The following is a 15,213-nucleotide window of genomic DNA, read 5'->3' on the forward strand; positions in this document are numbered from 1 at the left end:
TGTATGGCTGGCTTGCCTTGACCTTACCGTTAGCTTCACGCCACAATCGGAGATACACCAACATGTACCAAAACCTCACCGCGGAGGAAACCCATGCAGCAGCAGCAGCCCGTCCGTGGCACCGGCGTCGTCGCCGGCTACGCCTACGCCCCCGTCGCCTGGACCCGGCCGGCCCCGGTGCCCCCACCGTCCCTGGCCCCCGTGGCGGAGGACCAGCGTGAGGCAGAGGTGGAGCGCTTCAAGGCAGCGGTCGCCACGGTGGCCGGACGCTTCGCCGACCGGGCGAGCGCGGCCACCGGCGTGGCCACCGAGGTCCTGGGTGCCACCGCGGCGCTGGCCCGCGACCGGGGCTGGAGCCGCGCAGCCGCGAAGCTCATCAACGGCGGAACCGCGGCCGAGGCGGCGACGGCCGCGGCGATCGAGCAGTTCGTCGTGCAGTTCGAGAAGCTGGGCGGCCTGATGGCCGAGCGCACCACGGACCTGCGCGACATCCGCAACCGCGTGGTGGCCGAGCTGATGGGCCTGCCCGAGCCGGGCGTCCCGAAGCCCACCTCCCCGGTCGTGCTCTGCGCGGAGGACCTCGCCCCCGCCGACACCGCCGGCCTGGAGCCGACGCTCGTCCGCGCGCTCGTCACGCGCCTGGGCGGTCCGACCTCCCATACCGCCATCATCGCCCGCCAGCTGGGGATCCCGTGCGTGGTGGCGGCGTCCGACCTGGACTCGCTGGCCGAGGGCACCCTGGTCCTGGTCGACGGGACGTCCGGCATCATCACCCCCAACCCGGACGCCGAGGAGGCGGCGGCGCTCGTGGAGGAGGACGCCCGCCTGCGCGAGGAGATCCGCTCGTGGAGCGGCCCCGCCCGCACCGCCGACGGCACCCACGTCCAGCTGCTGGCCAACGTGCAGGACGGCAAGGCCGCGGCCAAGGCGTCCGCCAGCGAGGCCGAGGGCGTCGGACTGTTCCGCACCGAGCTGTGCTTCCTCGCCGCCCAGACCGAGCCGTCGGTCGCGGAGCAGGCCCGGATCTACGGTGAGGTCTTCAGCGCTTTCCGCGGCAAGAAGGTCGTCGTGCGCACCCTGGACGCCGGCTCGGACAAGCCCGTCCCGTTCGCCAAGCACGAGCACGAGGAGAACCCGGCCCTGGGGGTGCGCGGGATCCGGCTGGGCTGGACGAACCCCGGCCTCGTCGAGCGCCAGCTTGACGCGATCCAGCTGGCGGCCGAGGACAACGGCGTCGCCGAGGCCTGGGTGATGGCCCCGATGGTCGCCACGGTCGACGAGGCGTTCGAGTTCGCCGAGAAGTGCCGGGCGCGCGACCTCAAGCCCGGGATCATGGTCGAGGTGCCGTCCGTCGCCATGCTGGCCGACCAGTTCCTCGCCGAGGTGGACTTCTTCTCCATCGGCACCAACGACCTCACGCAGTACACGATGGCCGCCGACCGGATGAGCTCGCACCTCGCGACGCTCACCGACCCGTGGCAGCCCGCCGTGCTGCGGCTGATCGCCCTGACCGCCCAGGCGGGTGAGCGGGCCGGAAAGCCCGTCGGGGTGTGCGGCGAGGCCGCCGCCGATCCGCTGCTGGCCTGCGTGCTGGTCGGCCTCGGTGTGACCTCGCTGTCCATGGCGACCAACGCGATCCCGGCGGTCGGCGTCCAGTTGGGCAAGGTCACCCACGACGAGTGCCGCTCCGTCGCGCCCCAGGTGATTGCCGCCCGCAACAGCCGCGACGCGAAGGAGCTGGCCGCGCAGCTCTTGGGCTGATCCCCCCTCGCGGCTACCGCTGCAGACTCGCCAACGCGTGGGCGATCTCCGCGGTCGCCGGGTACAGGCGACGGTAGAGGGAGTACAGGTGGTCGTACGCCTCCGCGTGCTCGGCGCGCGGGGCGAGGATCCTGCTGGGCGGATTCCATTCGGCCGCCGAGATGGTCGTGAGCAGGTTCGCCGCGAGCCACGCGACCCCATGACTCGCACCGATCGTCTCCCGTGGGATCACCTGCGTGCGGCCTGAGATATCGCTGACGATCTGCGTCCACACGTCACCCTTGGTCCCTCCACCGACGGCGACGATCCGCTCGATGCGTCCCCCCGCGGCCTCGATGGCCTCGATGTTGTGGCGCACGGCGAAGCCAGTGGCCTCCAGCGCGGCCCGGTACAGGTCCCCTCGCTTGTGCCCGATCGTGAGACCGATGACGGCGCCACGCGCCGCGGGATCCATGAGCGGGGTCCGCTCGCCGGCGAAGTACGGGAGCATCAGCAGACCGTTGGCCCCAGGACCCGCGACGTCCGCCTCCGCCACGAGATCGGCGAAGTCGGGCGCGCCGAACAACGAGCGCAACCACCCGGTGATGGCCCCGGAGGTAGCCATGCCCCCGGCCACGTTGCGCGTGTCGGGCAGCGCACCGACCGTGCCCCACAGCGACGGGCTGCGGACCGGGTCGACCACCGTGTTCACGAAGAACATCGTGGTTCCGTACATCAGCATCAGGTCGCCCGGATTGTGAGCGTCGACCGAGAGCGCTTCGGCCCAGGCATCGATCGTGCCCGCCGTCACCGGGATGCCCTCGGGCAAGCCCGTCTGGGCGGACGCCGCAGCAGTGACCGTCCCGGCCACGTCACCGGCCCAGCCGAGCTGCGGGAGTTCGATGCCCGGGGCGATCTGCTCAGCCCACGGCACGTACCAGGCGCGCGCCTCGATGTCGTACAGCGGCGTGCACTGGGACGCCGACTGGTGATCCAGGACGTAGGCGCCGGTCAGGTGCCAGGCCACGTAGCTGGCGGGCATGAACAGCCGCCGCGCACGCGCATAGACCTCGGGCTCGTGCGTGGCGACCCACGCGATCTTCGGGCCTGCCGCCTGCGTGGTGAGCGTCGACCCACCGCGCTCGAGGATGGCCTGCTCCCCTCCGAGCCGTTGCGTCCACTCCGCGATCTCCACGACCGCCCGGGTGTCCACGCCGTAGAGGATCGCCGGACGCACCGGCACCGAGTCGGCGTCAGCCAGCGCCACACACGGGCCCATGCCGCTCACCCCGACCGCCTCGACGGTCACCTCCGGGTGTGCGGCAAGCAACTCACGGCTCACCGAGCAGAACTCCTCCCACCACACCTGCGGCGCCATCTCCACGTGGCCCTGCCGGGGCCGCTGGACGTCATGGCTACGGACGGCCGTGGCGAGCACGCTTCCGTCCAGGCCCGAGAGAACCCCTTTGGAGCTCGACGTGCCGACATCGAATCCCATGACTGCCGTGGGCATGATGTTGTTCCTTCCGATCGGTGAAGTGTGGTCAAGGCGTCAGGACCTGCCCCGTCGCTGGGGCGTCCTGAGGGTGGGATGAGTCGCCGGGTTCGCCATTTCCGGACGGGACGGGCTCGTCCCACTGGGGGGCGAGGGACACCCGGCCGGGCAGGGTCTGAACAGCCCCCAGCGTTTGGCGGAACTCGTCGATGAAGGAGAGCGCGGCACCCGTGGCGATCGGGTGCTCGATGTAGGTGCAGGGCACCAGGAACGAGCGCGAGTCGACGTCGAGGAAGCTGAGGCGGTCCACCTTGTCGAACAACACCGGTAGGTGCGCCGCACCCCGGACACCGACGTCACCGCCCAGGATGATGGTGCAGCCGAACATGACCCAGATGTTGTGGACGGCGAGCGCGAGGTCGGACGTGTACCGGTCCCACGCCTCGACCAGGGCCGGCTCCGACCCATCGGAGAGCCGAGCGAAGAACGCCTCGACGGAGCCGTCCGCGTGCCGCGAGAGCACCGTGGAGTTGCAGTACGGGTCCAGGCACCCACGCCGTCCGCAGTAGCAGGGCAGCCCGTCGTCATGGATGCGCATGTGGCCGACCTCGCCCGCCAGCTCGCCGTCGCCCCAGTACATGCCGTTCTTGATCAGGACGGAGCCACCCACACTCTTGGAGAGGCTCACGTAGAAGGCGTTCTCCACGTTCCGCGTCGCCCAGAACTCGGCGAACCCTGCCGCGTCCGAGTCGTGGACCAGCCGCGTCTCATAGGGAATGTGGCGGCTGAAGTCCGCCGCACTCATGCCGGTGTTGTCGATCACGCGCCCGTACGTCACGGCGCCGGTGGTGGAACTGATCAGGCCGGGCATCGCGACACCCACGCCGAGGATCCGCTCCCGGTCGATCCCCGCTTGCTCGATCGTGGCCGCCACCTCGTCGCCCACGAAGGCGACGTAGGATTCCGACTTCTCGAACGGCCGGGGGGTGCGGCGGGTGGTGAGGAGCTTGCGCTCCAGGTTGATGACGAGGCAGCGGACGCGATCACGGGTGATGTCGACCCCCACGGCGAAGCGCCCGTCCGCCGAACAGGTGTACGCGATCGGGCTGCGCCCGCCCTGCGATCCGGAGGCGCGCTTGGCTCCGGGCTCGATCAGCCCGGCGTCGACGAAGTGGCTGAGGTACTTGTTCACGGTGGGCAGGCTGAGGCCGAGGGCGGCGGCGATGTCATTCTTGGTCGCCATTCCCTGCTCGCGGATGTACTCATAGACCGCGCGGCGCGTGCGCTTCTTGATGCCGGGAGTCTCCGTCATCCTGATCAGCCTCCAGATTGTGGGTTCCTGTGACGCTCCGGGCCGCACACGGCAGCTTGGCAACGAGTCTGCCCCGTCCGGGGAGCGCGGCGCCTCCACACCACGCTTCCCGGACGTCCGCGGAGCGAATCAGGTGCGTGCTTGGTAGAGGTTTCTCAGCGCGTCGATCAGCACGGCGACGAAGATCATCAGCCCACCGGCCAACGTGATGAGGGTCGACTGGATACCGAGGATGGCCAAGCCCACCTGGATGACCGTGAGGAGCAAGGTACCGGCCAGGACGCCGATCATGCTGCCCTTGCCACCGGTGAGACTCACGCCCCCGATGACCGCAGCGGCGATGACCTGCATCTCGTAGGTGGTGCCGAACGACGACGTGACCGCACCCATGTAGCCCGACAGGAGCCAGCCGGCCAGGCCGGACAGGAAGCCGGAGACGACGTAGGCGCCGATCTTGACACGATCAACGTTGATGCCGGCGATGTAGGCCGCGCGGGCGTTGCCGCCCACCGCGAACAGAGCGCGGCCGAACCGGGTCCGCTCCCAGATGATGTGGAAGGCGGCGAACGCGACGATGAGGACGAGTGGCAGTGCGGGGAAGGGGCCGATCTTGCCCTGGCTCACGAACTTGTAGGCGTCCGGCAGCTGGGAGATCGAGGCACCGCCGGTGATGGCCAGGAGCGCCCCCTGCAGCACCATGTTCATCGCGAGGGTCGCGATGAGGGCATTGGCCCGCAGCTTCGTCACGATGAGGCCGTTGGCGAGGCCGATGAGTGAACCCACCACGAGGATGACGAGGATGGCGAGGGGGACCGGAAGGCCCGCCTTCATCCACATGACTCCCATGAGTGCGGAGAAACCTGCGGTTCCGACGGTGGAGAGGTTGATGTCGCCGAGCAGGATGATCATCGCGATGGCGATGGTCAGCAGGCCGAGGACCGTGGCCTGAACGAGGATGTTCGACAGGATGCCGAACGAGAAGAATGAGGGCTTGAACATCCCCATGATGCCGATGGCCAGGACCAACAGGACCCAGACCGCATGGGTCATGAAGAAGTCGATGACCCGCTTCGCTGTGATTTCCATCTCGTCAGACCGCTTCCTTTTCCTGATCACGGATCGCCGTCAGCTGTTCGATCGTGATGTCCTTGTTGTCCAGTACCGCCGTGATTCGCCCCTCGTCGAAGAAGACGAGGCGATCCGCGACCCGGAGGAGTTCTTCGTAGTCGTTGGTGAGGTAGATGGTGCTCATCCCGGCACGGGTCAGCTCGAGCACCTTCGCGATGATCTCTTCGCGACTCAGGATGTCGATGCCGACGGTGGGTTCATCGAGGATCAGCAGGTCAGGATCAGTGTTCAACAGTCGGCTGATGATGACCTTCTGCTGGTTCCCACCCGACAGACTGTTCATGTCGTCGTCGACGGAGTTCGTCTTGATCTTCAGGGCGTCCCGGTACTGGTTGGACAGGGTTCGCCGCAACGCGAGGTCGATGAAGCCGCCCGACCGACGCAGCTTGCCCGCGTGGCTGCTGATACCGATGTTCTCGTTCACGTCGAAGGTGGGCAGGATCCCCTCCCGGTGACGGTCGAAGGAGATGTAGGCGATGCCCTGGCGGATGGCCTCGGCGGGGTTGGGCACGTGAATCTCCCGCCCGTTGAGGAGGATGGTCCCCCCGGTGACGGCGTCGATGCCGAAGAGGGTGCGGCAGAACTCGCGGGCCCCCGAGCCCGGGAACCCGATCACCCCGAGGATCTCTCGCCGCCGGACCGCAAGGGTGACGTCGTGCAGGTCCTGGCCCTGGAGGTCCCGCACCTCGAGGAGGACCTCGTGGGCCTGAGGGGACTCGTCGACCCAGCGTTGGGCGAGTTCCACCTCCGCGCCGGCGACCAAGCTGGCGAGGTGGTTCTCCGTGGCCTCGCTCATGTCGTCGACGGTGAACATGCGACCGTCACGCAGGACCGAGATCCCGTTGGACAACTCCAACACCTCACCCAGGTAGTGGGAGATGAAGATGAAGGCTGTGCCGGTGGCTTTGAGGTCCCGGACGAACTCGAACAACTCGGCTCGTTCGCGGTTGGTCAGCGCAGTCGTCGGCTCGTCGAGGATGATGAGCTTCGCCCCGCTGTGCATGGCCTTGATGATGTTGAGCTTGCGGGCGTCGATCGAGCTGAGTTCCCGGACCTTCTGCCGCGGGTCCACGCAGAGCCCGTACGCCTTGAGTTCATCGGCGGCCACGGCGTTGATGTGCTTCCAGTCGACCAAGGGCCCCTTTGTCGGAAGGAGGCCGGAGAAGATGTTCTCGGCGACGCTGAGGTCGGGGAACGAGCTCTCGTGCTGCGGCACGAGCCGGATCCCCAGTTCTTGACGTTCGAAGATGTTCAGGGGCCGGAGGTCTCGCCCCTCGAAGAGGACCTCGCCCGCACTCGGCGGGTAGATGCCGGCGATGATGTTCACCAGGGTGGACTTGCCCGCGCCGTTACGGCCCAAGAGGGAGTGAATCTCCCCGGGATGGATCTCGAGGTTGGCGTCGATGAGGGCCCGCGTGGCCCCGAAGATCTTCGAGACGTTGCTGACCTGCAACAGGGGTTGAGTGGTCATGCTGGTTCCTTTGCTGGGGGTGGGTGCCGACGCGCTGGGCGGCGGCACCCACCGAGCAGATCACTTGCTGGCGTTGCCCCAGATGAGCGGGTTGTCCGCACCGCTGGCGTCCACAACGATCGGGTCGAGCATCACGGTCGCGCCGGTGTCACCGGTGCTGAACGTGACAGCCTTGTTGAGGTACTGGCCCTGCGGGGTGAAGGTACCGCTGGTCGGAACGGCCTGCCCCTTCAACGGGTAGGCGTTCAGGATCTCGGTCGCAATGCCACCCACGCCGAAGACGTCGATGACGACCTCTGCGTCGACGTAGCCGTCCTTGACGAGGGAGAGGATGTCACCGAGCCCGTCATGCGAGATGACCATGACATGGTTGGCCTCGCCCGCCTTGGCCCACAGGCTGTTGGTCTTGAGGGACTCGACCACTCCGAGGGTCGCGGTGTCAGTGGGCGTGTTCACCAGGTCGATGGACTTGCCCGACGCCCGCGTGTCCGCGATCACGTTGTTCAGGGCGCTGGTGGCCTTGTCGGCCTGGGGCGCACCGAGGACGGAGACGAGTTCGATGTTCGGGTACTTCTTGATGACGGACTCGAACCCTTGGGCACGCTCCTTGAACACCTGCGAGACGACTTCGCCGTAGAGGTTGACGACGACGCCCTTCGGCTCGCCGTACTTGGCGGTCAGCAGCTCCACGGCCTTCTCGCCGGCCATCTCGCCGGAGCGGATGCTGTCGAACAGGACGGCCACGTCCACCTTGGCGTTGTTGGCCTTGTTGTCGATCACGGCAACGGGAATGTCGGCGTCGTTGGCGCGGGCGATCACGTCGGAGACACTGTCGCTGTCGTACGGGTTCACGACGATGGCGGCCGGGTGAATGTTCTGCACGAGGTTGTTCAGTTGGTCGTTCTGCTTGGCAGCATCAGCCTCGGCCACGACGACCTTGCCGGTCTTGCCCACGAGTTCGGCGGCCTTCGTGACGCCGTCGGCCATGGCGACGTGCACGAGTTCGGTCGAGTTCTTCGTGGAGTACCAGATTTCTCCGCCGCTGGCAGCCGCGCCGGGGGTGGTGGCGGCACCGCCGCCGCATGCTGCCAGGGACAGCGTGAGTGCGGCGATGGCCGCAGCGAATCCGAGCTTCTTGCGCATGGGACTTCCTTATCCTTGCTGAGTGGTGTGAAGGGTGGTGCAGGGGGATCAGACGACGGTGAAGGCACCGTCGATGATCAGGTCGGCGCCGGTGGTGTAGGTCGAGGCGTCCGACAGCAGGTAGATGACGGCACCGGAGAGCTCTTCCGGGGTACCCATCCGCTTGACAGGGATCATGTCGGTCCAGATCTGACGCCAGTCCTCGCGGACGTTGCCGGTCATCTCGGTCGCGATGTACCCGGGGCTGATCGCGTTGACGCGGATGCCCAGGGGCGCCCACTCGACGGCGAGCGACTTGGTCAGGTGTGCCACCCCAGCCTTCGAGGCGTTGTAGGAGGCCTGCTCCTGCGGGATGTTGACGATCGTGCCGGACATGGAGGCGGTGTTCACGATGGCGCCCCCCTTGCCCTCCGCCACGAGGTGGCGAGCGAACGCCTGGGCCACGAAGAACACCCCGTTGAGGTTGACGTCGATGACCTTGGTGAAGTCTTCGGGGGTGCAGTCCAGTGCAGCCTTGTGCACGACGATGCCGGCGTTGTTGAACAGCAGGTCGAGTCCGCCCATGGCGGCGGCGGCGTCCTCGATCACCCGGCCCACGGCGGCGGGGTCGGTGACGTCGCACGGCAGCGCCAGCGTCCGGACGCCGTGCTGATCAGCGATTTCGGCAGCCACCTCGCTCGCATCCGCGAGGTCGAGGATGACCACGTCCGTACCCTGACCCGCCAGCGCGTGCGCCACCACCTTGCCGATGCCCTGTCGGCCGCCGGTGACAACAGCCACCTTGCCCGTCAGCGCGAAGAGATTCGTTTCCATGCGTCAGACCTCTCTGTCAGCTTGTGCCCAGAACCAGCCGTCCTTGGCCGTCGAAGTTCTAGCACCTTGTTTTCTAAAACTAGATTACAGAACCGATTGGCGATGTCAAGACCCCACGACGATTCGTCCGTGGCCGAAGAAGCGAGCGGCGGGCAAACGAAGAGCGGGGCGGCCATCCGGCCGCCCCGCTCCTTTCCTGGTGTCCCCACGACGGGGCGCCGACCCGTCAGGGCTCGACGTCACCTTGATGGCCTCTCCCTTGGCCACGATGTCGAACGCCGCCAGGGCGTCCACGAGCGGGACGTGGCGGGTGATGAGGTCCTTGACGGGGATCGCACCGCTGGAGATGTACTCCAGCGCCGCCTTGTGGTGCGCCGGCGCAGACCCGTTGGCGCCGTGGAGGTGCAACTGCGGTAGTGGACGAGGTTCGAGTCGCACGCGATCATCGGGTTGGTCTTCGGCAGCCCACCGAAGAACGAGATCCGTCCGTTGCGAGCCGCCATCGCGATGGCCTGCTCCTGGTTCACGTTGGCCGGGGTGGCCGTGATGATGACGTCGGCACCACGGCCGGCCGTCATGCGCATGACCTCGTCGACCACGTTCACCGACGAGGCGTCGATGGTGTGGTCGGGGTGGACGGCGTCCGCCGACATCTTGAGGCGCTCAGGGTTGATGTCGACCAGAACGATCGTGCCCGCCTTGTGCACTCCGCGGGCGATGCGGATGTGCATGCAGCCGATCGGGCCTGCACCGAAGACGACGAAGTCACCCTCCTGGATGCCGAGCTGCTCCTGAGCGTTGATCGCGCAGGCGAAGGGCTCGACGGCCGAGGCCTCGTCGAAGCCGACGTTGTCGGGGATGCGGTTCAGGCCGTCGACCTTGAGCACTTCCTTCGGCACGATCATGTACTCGGCGAAACCGCCGTCGTACTGATAGCCAACGGAGGTCTGGTTGGCACAAACCGCCATCCAGCCCTTCTTGCACTCGTGACACTCGCCGCAGGGGACGGCGGCGATGACTTGGACGCGGTCACCCACGGCGAACCCGCCGAGGGCGTCCGCCCCCACGTCGACGACCTCACCGGCGATCTCGTGGCCCATGGTGGTCACACGGGTGATGTTCACGTGGCCGTTGTTGCGGATCTTGACGTCCGTGCCGCACGTCGAACAGTTCTTGACCTTGATCTTGACCTCCTCGGGCCCGCAGGTGGGCTCGGGAACCTCTTCCAACCGGACGTCGCCGGGGGCGTAGAAACGCAATGCCTTCATCGGGTCACTCCTCTTCCGGTGCCAGCAACTCCAGCACCTCGTCAACACTGGTGGTCGTACGCAGGCGTTCGGCCTTGTCCCGGTCGGCCATCACCGTGGCCAAGGCGGACAGGATGCCCATGTGCTCATCGCTGTTGGACGCGATCGGGATCGCCACGTAAGCAGTCTTGCCGTTCCAGTCGACCCCGTCGGGGAACTGCAGGAATCCCAAGGCGGCCCTCTTGATATGGATCCGGGACTCGTTGGTGCCGTGGGGAATGACCACACCGTTGCCCAGGAACGTCGACACCTGACCCTCACGGGTCAGCATGCCCTCGACGTAGGCCTCCTCCGCGGCGCCCATCGCGACCAGGGTCGCGCCGGCTTGGCGGATGGTGTCCTCCTTGCTGGAGGCGGTCAGACCGAGCCGGACGCCCTCGCGGGGGAGCACGTCCCGGGCGAGCGCCTTCTTCACACGCCGGGGAGCCGACGCGGCGGGCGCCGCGGCTCCGGCGGATGCGGCACCGGAGTTGGCGGACCGGACGACGTCCACGACCTCGTCATAGGCGGGGCTGCCCATGAAGTTGTCGACCGTGAACAGTGCCGCGGAGGGGACGAGAGGCCTGGTACGGGCGGCGAGGTCCTGGTGGGTGACGACGATGTCGTAGGTGTCCGTCAGGTTGGCGATGGCTTGGTTGGTGACCTTGACGTCACGGAAACCGGCGTCCTGGATCTTCTTGCGCAGGACCGAGGCCCCCATGGCCGACGAGCCCATGCCCGCGTCGCAGGCGAAGACGATGTTCCTGATCGGGCCGGAGACGCCAGCCGCGCCGGCGCCGGCGAGCACACCGGACACGGACGACTTCTTGCCCTTCAGGGCCTCCATCTCGGCGGTGGCCTTCCCCAGATCGTCGCCACCCGTCTCCTTCGACACGCGAAGGAGCAGGGCGCCCACGATGAACGAGACGGCTGCGGCGACGATCCACGACAGGGTGACGCCGAGGGCACCTCGGGGAGTGATGGCCGCGTAGACGGCGATGATCGATCCGGGTGCTGCCGGGGAGCGCAGGCCGCCGTTGAACATGACGTTCATCAGGACGCCGCTGGCGCCACCGGCGATCGCGGCGACGATCATGATCGGCTTCATGAGCACGTAGGGGAAGTAGATCTCGTGGATGCCACCGAGGAAGTGGATGATCCCGGCGCGGAGGCCTTGGCCGTGCCCTTGCCGAACACCGAGAAGGCGAGCAGGATGCCCAGGCCCGGACCGGGGTTGGCCTCGAGCAGGAACAGGATCGACTGGCCGGTGGCCTGCGACTCGGCGAGGCCGAGCGGCGTCAGGACGCCGTGGTTGATGGCGTTGTTCAGGAACAGCACCTTGGCCGGTTCGATCAGCAGCGACGTCAGCGGCAGGAGACCGTTGTTGACCAGGAACTGGACGCCCGCGCCGAGCGCCGTGCTCACGGCGGTGACGACCGGGGAGAGTGCGAAGAAGCTGGCGACGGCGAGGACCATGCCCCAGATGCCGGCGGAGAAGTTGTCGACGAGCATCTCGAAGCCGGGCCGGATCTTGCCGTCCCAGATGGCGTCGATCTTCTTCATCGTCCAGCCGCCCAGCGGACCCATGATCATGGCGCCCATGAACATCGGGATCGAGGTGCCCGCGATGACGCCCATGGTGGCGATGGCACCGACCACGCCGCCGCGGGGGCCGCGCTCGTTGTAGACCATGCGGCCGCCGGTGTAGCCGATGAGCAGCGGGAGCAGGTAGGTGATCATCGGGCCGACGATGCCCTTGCCGTCGAAGTCGCCCCAGCCGCCCAGCTGGGCGACCCAGCCGTCGACGGGCAACGTGCCGCCGGCCGCGAGGTTCAGCCAGCCGACCTCGATGAACAGCGACGTGATGAGGCCCCAGGCGATGAAGGCGCCGATGTTGGGCATGACCATGTTGGACAGGAAGGTTCCGAACTTCTGGACCCTGGCCCGTGCGCCGGGCCCCTTCGTGGTGGTGACGCTTGCGACAGCAGCCGTCATGAGGTTCCTCCGTTGTGACACCGGCCGCTGCGGTGCGACCGGAGCGGACGCCCTACGTCCACTGCGCACCATAATCAACCAAGCCAAACACGGAGTCGAGGGGTATCGGGATAAATCATCTTTGTTTGTGTTGGGTTCCGCGCACGAGCTCCGGTCTCTGGGGTTTCCGCTGCGGTCGGCCGGGTACGGGTCCACCACACGTGATCGACACCGTTCCCGGGAGGACGAGAACATGCGACGCAGCGGAGTAGCCGGATTGTTGACAGCCACGACCATCGCGCTGGCGGGGTGCACGGGCGGGGGTGGTCCGACCCTCCCGGGTGGAACGGGCTCCGGCACCTCGTCCGCCTCGGCCTCGGTCGAAGCCCGCTCCTGGAGCGAGGACGAACTGCGCCGGCTGATCTCCGGCCTGGAGGACGGGGACGGCAACGAGCTGCGGCTGTACTCCAAGGACCAGGTCGCCCAGGGGAGCGATGTGGCGGGCGTGATCCTCAGCACCGCGACCGTCGAACCGGACGCCTGCAAGGACATCGCGACCGCCGGGCTGCTGGACACGGTCGAGGACGGTGACCTCGCCGTCGCACTCTCGGAGAGCCAGCAGCCGCGAACACTCTCGGCCCAGTCCGGCAGCGAGGGGCCGAGCGCCGTCGAGGTGCTGGAGGAGGTCAGCGGCAGCATGGACCAGTGCGCCACGTTCTCCGTGGACGCCCTGGGCAGCCGGTACGAGGTCAGCAGCGAGGAACTCGAGGCCGACACGGACGCCGAGGTCACCTTCGGGACGCTGAGCAAGCGGGTGGACGGCCCCGACCAGCAGCTCATGCAGGTCTCGGCCGCCGAGGGCCGGCTGCTGGTGGTCGCCACCAAGGGCGGCGCCGCCCTGGGCGACGAGGACCAGCAGGAGCTCGAGGACCTGATCGACGAGGTCCTCGACCGGGCCGAGGCAGACGCGACAGGCGCCTCCGCCAGCCCCTCCAGCGGCGCGGGAACCACGAGCGCCACTCCCAGCGCCTCCGCGAGGCCCACGATGACGTCAGCCCCGACCCCGTCGCCCAGTGCGACCCTGGGCGGGTGACCTCGCCGTACGTACACCGAGCACAGCCGAGAGGTGAGGCGCTGGGTCTGGGGCCCCACTCGGACGTAGCGCCCTTTGGACCACATGACATGGGAGGCTCGCATCATCTCAGCGCCCTGACAAGGGCTGATGCGAGCTGCAGGTGCAGCGATCCGACCGAATGTGGTCCAGCTGGCGCTACGTGGCGAGACACCGTGCTCCTCGGCGCGGTGGCGTGATCAAGCGTTGAGGAGCGGGTCAGGCCGCCGGCCCGGAGCGCTCAACCACTCCCTGCCGGATCAGGACCTCCAGGAACTCCCGGAGCTGACCACCCGCCTCCGGTGGCGCGTCCGCCTCGGCCAACAGCTCCGCGATCAGGGCGTCGGCGTCGCGCGGCTCCGTGCCCAGCGCGGTGAACAGGGCGTCCCCGGGCGCGGTCATCGTCAGCACCGGGCCCACCGGCAGCGGGGCCGCGAGCACGGCGTCCGGCGCCTCGATGATGCCGACCCGGGGCGACCACCGGACGCCCACGCCCGGCTCGCCCCCAGCGGCGCGACCCGTGGCCGCGGGCCACCCGGCGTCGACCCGGGCCAGTCCGTCGACCAGGGCGAAGCTCGACGGCACTGCGTCTCGGAGCGCGTCCGCCGAAGCCATCGTCACGTCGAGCGGACCCCACAGGGCATGGGTGAGGCGTCCGCGTGTCCCCGACCACCCCATCGTCCGCAGCACCGACACCAGCGGTTCAGGATCCCCCGCCACCGCCACCCCCGCCTCCCCGCCCGCCCGCCCATGCACGACCCGGACGCCGAGGTCCCGGGCCACCACCTCCACGGCGGCGTGGTGGAAGGCCACGCGGTGCTCGTCCGCCACCCCGCCGGACGCCGTGGCCAGCCCGGGTACCCGCCCACTCCCCCACTTCTCGGCGATCACGGCGAGGTCTGCGGCGGTGTCCATCCGGAACGCTTGGTAGTGCCCGTCGAAGTACGAGTGCGCGTGCAGGCACACCATTCGCGGATCGACGACGCACACGAGGCGTCCGTACGCGGAGGTGAAGAAGTCGTTGTGGTCGACCCGCTTGAGACGGTCGTCGTACCCGAGGGACCGCACGGCGTCCGTCCGGGCGACGTAGAAGTTGGGCACCTTGTACGCCACGGGCAGCCCGTCGATGATCGTCCCCTCGCGGGCGCGCGGGTCGCCCCGGTACGCGTAGAGCGCCGCCGTGGAGTAGTCCGCCGTCCTCCACAGCGGCAGGTGGATGACGCGTCCGCCCACCACGTCCACCTCGGGGTGGCGCTCCAGGTGGTCGACCGGACCCTGCACGTCGAAGTCGGGCAGGAGGACCATGTCGTCGTCGGTCATGAAGACGTAAGGAGTCTCGACCGCAGCCAGCAGCGCGTTGCGGCCGGCGCCGATCCCGGTGTCGAAGGGCAGCCTCAGGACGCGGATGCCCGGGTCGTCCGACACGAACGTCACCGCGCTGTCGTCCGCGACGACGATCGGCCCGGAGAACACCCGCCGGACGCTCGCCAGCATCCGCCGCAGGACGTCCGGGCGCTCGAAGGTCTTCACGACGAGGGTGAGGTTCCCGGGGTCGACCGGGCCGAGACCGTGGCGTCCGACCCAGGCGGACGCCACCGCCGTCTCGGCCCCGACCAGCCGGCCGTACACCTTCTGCAGCACTGGACGCCGCCCCGACCCGTGCGCCACGCGCGAGACACGGCACTTCCACGACTCCTGCCAGTCACCTCGACCCATGGAGCCATCCTCGCAGGGGGCAAC

At 68.2% G+C, this 15,213-nt stretch carries 9 protein-coding genes and 2 pseudogenes; 2 read left to right on the top strand and 9 right to left on the bottom strand.

Annotated features, from left to right (window positions below):
- Positions 1-93 precede the first annotated feature (93 nt).
- On the top strand, positions 94-1,761 hold the full coding sequence (ptsP, locus tag AC5YDV_RS12410) for a phosphoenolpyruvate--protein phosphotransferase (protein ID WP_496183982.1): 1,668 nt from the start codon (positions 94-96) through the stop codon (positions 1,759-1,761).
- A 13-nt stretch (positions 1,762-1,774) separates the two neighbouring features.
- Here ptsP and AC5YDV_RS12415 read toward each other — a convergent pair whose 3' ends face one another.
- The 8 genes and pseudogenes from AC5YDV_RS12415 to AC5YDV_RS12450 form a co-directional block, all read right to left on the bottom strand.
- Positions 1,775-3,253, bottom strand: a complete 1,479-nt coding sequence (locus AC5YDV_RS12415; protein WP_496183981.1) for an FGGY-family carbohydrate kinase — start codon at positions 3,251-3,253, stop codon at positions 1,775-1,777.
- Positions 3,254-3,284: 31 nt separating this feature from the next.
- Positions 3,285-4,547: an ROK family protein gene (locus AC5YDV_RS12420; protein ID WP_496183980.1), complete on the bottom strand. Its 1,263-nt coding sequence runs from the start codon at positions 4,545-4,547 to the stop codon at positions 3,285-3,287.
- A 129-nt stretch (positions 4,548-4,676) separates the two neighbouring features.
- Entirely contained in the window at positions 4,677-5,633 is a 957-nt protein-coding gene (locus AC5YDV_RS12425; protein ID WP_496183979.1) for an ABC transporter permease, read from the bottom strand.
- Positions 5,634-5,637: 4 nt separating this feature from the next.
- Positions 5,638-7,146 (bottom strand): sugar ABC transporter ATP-binding protein, encoded by a 1,509-nt coding sequence (locus tag AC5YDV_RS12430; protein WP_496183978.1) that lies wholly within the window; start codon positions 7,144-7,146, stop codon positions 5,638-5,640.
- Positions 7,147-7,206: 60 nt separating this feature from the next.
- Positions 7,207-8,289, bottom strand: a complete 1,083-nt coding sequence (locus AC5YDV_RS12435; RefSeq protein ID WP_496183977.1) for a sugar ABC transporter substrate-binding protein — start codon at positions 8,287-8,289, stop codon at positions 7,207-7,209.
- Between the two features lie 48 nt (positions 8,290-8,337).
- Positions 8,338-9,102, bottom strand: a complete 765-nt coding sequence (locus AC5YDV_RS12440) for an SDR family oxidoreductase (RefSeq protein WP_496183976.1) — start codon at positions 9,100-9,102, stop codon at positions 8,338-8,340.
- 228 nt (positions 9,103-9,330) lie between these two features.
- Positions 9,331-10,370 (bottom strand): annotated as a pseudogene (locus AC5YDV_RS12445) (zinc-dependent dehydrogenase); the annotation flags it as partial.
- Positions 10,371-10,374: 4 nt separating this feature from the next.
- Positions 10,375-12,383 (bottom strand): annotated as a pseudogene (locus AC5YDV_RS12450) (PTS mannitol transporter subunit IICBA).
- Between the two features lie 232 nt (positions 12,384-12,615).
- Between AC5YDV_RS12450 and AC5YDV_RS12455 the strand changes: the two are divergent.
- Positions 12,616-13,455, top strand: coding sequence for a hypothetical protein (locus tag AC5YDV_RS12455; protein ID WP_496183975.1), 840 nt, complete (start codon positions 12,616-12,618; stop codon positions 13,453-13,455).
- A 237-nt stretch (positions 13,456-13,692) separates the two neighbouring features.
- Here AC5YDV_RS12455 and AC5YDV_RS12460 read toward each other — a convergent pair whose 3' ends face one another.
- Positions 13,693-15,189, bottom strand: a complete 1,497-nt coding sequence (locus tag AC5YDV_RS12460) for a glycosyltransferase family 2 protein (protein ID WP_496183974.1) — start codon at positions 15,187-15,189, stop codon at positions 13,693-13,695.
- Positions 15,190-15,213: the final 24 nt, after the last annotated feature.

It is taken from the genome of Propioniciclava sp. LT432, from assembly GCF_059515965.1.